This is a genomic window from Blautia sp. ZXY-1-B12 (genome assembly GCF_056339915.1).
Genome location: NZ_JBWJVP010000131.1, coordinates 1 through 4276, shown reverse-complemented (window position 1 = coordinate 4276; position 4276 = coordinate 1). Strand labels below are relative to the sequence as shown.

The 4276-nt window shown below is 41.7% G+C and carries 3 protein-coding genes and 1 pseudogene; all 4 read left to right on the top strand.

Going from position 1 to position 4276, the window contains the following annotated elements; all coding sequences use genetic code 11:
• Nucleotides 1-68 precede the first annotated feature (68 nt).
• Nucleotides 69-908: pseudogene (locus AC075L_RS07260) on the top strand (IS66 family transposase); the annotation flags it as partial.
• 415 nt (nucleotides 909-1323) lie between these two features.
• Nucleotides 1324-3009: an AAA family ATPase gene (locus AC075L_RS07255; RefSeq protein ID WP_476387455.1), complete on the top strand. Its 1686-nt coding sequence runs from the start codon at nucleotides 1324-1326 to the stop codon at nucleotides 3007-3009.
• 240 nt (nucleotides 3010-3249) lie between these two features.
• Nucleotides 3250-3396: a hypothetical protein gene (locus AC075L_RS07250; protein ID WP_476387454.1), complete on the top strand. Its 147-nt coding sequence runs from the start codon at nucleotides 3250-3252 to the stop codon at nucleotides 3394-3396.
• A 44-nt stretch (nucleotides 3397-3440) separates the two neighbouring features.
• Nucleotides 3441-4276 (top strand): hypothetical protein (locus AC075L_RS07245; protein ID WP_476387453.1); only part of this gene is annotated, 836 nt, incomplete at its 3' end.

Here is a 4276-nt window from a genome sequence, read left to right as displayed (position 1 = left end):
CCCAACAACCTAGATAGGCGTTTTCGCATTTATCGTGAAACGCTTTCGCGTTTTTCGTGCGCCGCTTCAGCAGGAAGTTCCTGTCTGATCTGACGGATGGAAAACTGAATATTTCCAAAGGCATGATAAGTAAACTCAGCAGGGAGTTTGCTTTAAAAACAGAGCCCGAGCGCAAGGCATCCTATGCAGACATGCTGCTTTCCCCTGTTATGCATACAGATTGTACAAGCGGCAGGGAAAACGGAAAAAGCTGTCAGATCTATGTCTGTGCCACACCAGACGGAAAAGCATTGTACTTCGCTCGTGAGAAAAAAGGACACGAGGGAGTAAAAGGGACTGTTACAGAGGATTATCAGGGGATCCTTGTCCATGACCATGATATTACCTTTTATAATTATGGAGCAGATCACCAGGAATGCCTTGCCCATGTGCTGCGTTACCTGAAAGACAGCATGGATAATGAACCAGACCACACCTGGAACAAAGAGATGCGTTCACTGGTACAGGAGATGATCCATTTCCGAAACGAATGCCAGCCATTTCAGGAACCGGATCCGGTAAAGGTATCTGAATTCGAAAAAAGATACCGTGAGATACTGGAAATAGCCAGGGCGGAATACGGAAATGTTCCGGCAAACAATTATTACAGAGACGGGTATAATTTACTCCTGAGAATGGAGAAATATATGCAGAACCATCTGCTGTTCCTGCATGATTCCCGGATACCTGCCACTAATAATGAAGCTGAAAGGCTTCTAAGAAACTATAAGCTGAAACAGGCGCAGGCTGTGACATTTAGGAGTTTCGAAAGTATCGATTATCTCTGCCAATGCATGAGCATGCTTGTTTTGATGCGGCTAGAAGAACCAGCGAATATATTTGACAGAGTATCCAGAATATTTGGATAAGAAAACCGATGGCTTTGACTGTTATTAGTCTACACCATCGGTTTTCTCATGTCCAGCTAACCTCTGAACAGTAACAAAAAATCACCTTTTTGCCATAAATCCTTTCGATTGTACATATTGTATAACTTTCCGGTGATAATCCAATCCGCGGAGAACGTCTTTCCGAAAGTTAACCTCCTTGTTTCATCACAAAAAAAACTGTTTTCTCATACCAACAATCTCAATATGCTTTTTCCTGGTATATTAACACCATCAGCAAGAGCTGATAACCCCATTCGTTTTTGGACACCTGCAGGAATTAATTGCAGGTGTCTTTTTTCTTCGGTTGTCATATCCTGTATCTCAACTTGCTAACCGCTCTTTTAAATGGTACAATTAAAATATCAAATCAGGTTCAGGAAAGGAACATGATTTTATGATGCTAAAATTGCCAGTCGGCATTGAGGATTTTCGGGAAATCCGTTGTGCCGGATTTTATTATATTGATAAAACAGATCTGATCGAACAACTCCTCAATAACTGGGGAAAGGTAAATCTTTTTACCAGGCCGCGACGTTTTGGAAAGACGTTGAATATGAGTATGCTGCAACGATTTTTTGAGATCAATGCCGACGAGTCGTTGTTTAATGGGCTCAGTATCATGCAGAGAAAAGATCTTTGTGATGAGTATTTGGGAAAATTCCCTGTTGTATTCCTCACTTTAAAGGGAATTGACGGCCTGACCTTTGATAAAGCAAAGCAAAAATTGACCAGCTTGGTTGCGCGGGAAGCAGACAGATTTCATTTTCTGAAAGGCAGCAGCAGTCTGACAGATAATGAAAAAGAGAGATATCTTGCCCTGATCCGTATGGATAATGGAAAATATTCAATGGATGAGGATACGCTGGAATCCTCCTTGCAGACATTATCGGAGCTGTTGTTTCATCATTATAACAAAAAGGTTATCATACTGATAGATGAATACGACGTCCCTCTCGATAAGGCCTATCAAAACGGCTATTATAAAGAAATGGTATCACTGATTCGCTCATTATTTGGCGATGCCCTAAAAACAAATGAGTTTCTACAATTTGCGGTTCTGACCGGATGCTTGCGTGTTTCAAAAGAAAGCATATTCACCGGACTGAACAATTTTAAAATCCTCTCCATCACAGATATACGCTTCGATGAACAGTTTGGCTTCACAGAAACAGAAGTTGAAAAACTGTTAAAGAACTATCATTTAGAATCACATTTGTCAGAAATAAAGGAATGGTATGACGGATATCACTTTGGTGATGCCGATATCTACTGTCCTTGGGATGTGATCAACCATGTGGATCTGCTTTGTGAAAATCCAAGAGAACTTCCACAATGCTATTGGATCAACAGCAGCGGTAATGCTCTCGTAAAACGCTTTATCTCTATGGCTAACAAGACAACCAGAGATGAAATAGAGCGTCTGATCGCAGGCGACCACATTATGAAATTCGTCCGTCAGGAATTGACATATGATGAGATTGATAACAGTATTGACAATGTCTGGAGTGTGCTGTTTACGACCGGATACCTGACCCAGGCCGGGATAACGGAACAGGGAGCTTATAAACTGATCATCCCAAACAGAGAAGTCAGGGAGGTTTTTCGTTCTCAGATTCAGGATTGGTTTAATGACAAAATCAGGCACAATACTGAGCGTTTAACCGATTTCTGGAATTCTATTGAAAAAGGAAAACCAGAAGAGATAGAGCAGTATCTGAATTGGACTCTGAGCAATTCGATCAGTGTTTTTGACACGAAAGAAAAAGAGAATTCCTATCATGCTCTTTTAATCGGCCTGTTGACAGGAAATTCTGACTGGATAGTCAGATACAATGTAGAAGCCGGAGAGGGATTCGCAGATATCATTATTGAGCCGGAAAACCCGGATTCCGGTATCATAATCAAACTGAAATATTCAAAGGAAGCATCCGGATCGGAAAAAGCATGTGAAAAAGCAGTCTCTCAGATTAAAGACAGAAGATATTATGAATATCTGAGAAACGATGGCCGTCCGGATATTACTCTTTATGGCATTGCATTCTACAAGAAGAGATGTAAAGTCGTCATTGAGAAAGAATGACTTCTACAAAGATATTTTTTTCGTACCAGAAATCCCAACATGTTTTTTCTGGTATATTAACACCATCAGCAAGAGCTGATGACTCCATTCGTTTTTGGACACCTGCAGGAATTAATTGCAGGTGTCTTTTTTAATGCAAAACAGAAGTCTCTGCTATCAAGCTGCGGATCGTACGGAATTTCATCTTTCCTTTTGTTTTTGGTACTTCTTTCTGAAGCAAAAACGAAGGGAGATTTCTATATGAAAACAACAAATTTAATACCTCCAAACACAGAATATCTGGAGCTTAACTTTGTAGGGGAGACTGCAACTGGAAGGGGAAACAATCAGCAGTATGTCATGGAGAACCTTCACGACGGCACCTTCGCGGAACCGAATCCAGGGTAGGCATTACCATCGGACGACACAGACCAAGAAGCTTTATCAATCCCATGGAAAAATGGGACGAGATATTCCAGTCTAAGGTTTCCAGAGGATATATGGTCACAAAAACGAAAAAGATGGAACAAAAGGTGATAGAAAAGAATACCAGCTCCATTAACGGAAATGAATATGCACCTATTGCCAATGCCTCCGTAAATGAAGTTGTAACACTCCTTCTGGAATGTACAACGGCAGTGTTGAGCCAGAATTACCGGATCAAGATGGATGACATCTCAGATGAAATGATCGCTTTCAGACAATCCATCCTGAAAGAACTGTCGTCCGGATATTCCAAGATGAGCGTAGCAGAGTTTAATAACAAACTGAAAACCCTGTATGCAGCAATCCCAAGAAGGATTGATAATTTGTCTAAGATTCTGGCCAAACGAAAGCTGGATTTTAATGACATCATTGCAGATGAGCAGGAGCTGTTTGATGTAATGGTAAACAGAGTGCGAAATGCACATGACTTAGGCAACTGTTCCGTAAGGCCTACCGTTCTGGAAGCATTCCACCTGGACTGGAGGGATGTGACAGAAGAGGAACAAGATAAGGTTCTTTCCATGCTGAAAGGAAATGCCAGTCAGTATGTAAAAGCGTGGAGGATCCATAACAGGAGAACAGAAGAACGGTTCGACCGTTTCTGTCAGCAGGAACAGTTATCGGAAGGTCATGGGATTGATCATCTGTTCCATGGTTCCAGGACTGAGAATTTCTGGTCCATTGTCACAAACGGACTGCTTATCAATCCGGACTGCGGAGTACAGCGTACCGGAAGTATGTTTGGAAACGGAACTTATTTTGCCCCGCTTGCCCAGAAATCCCTGGGTTATACAGACGGCGG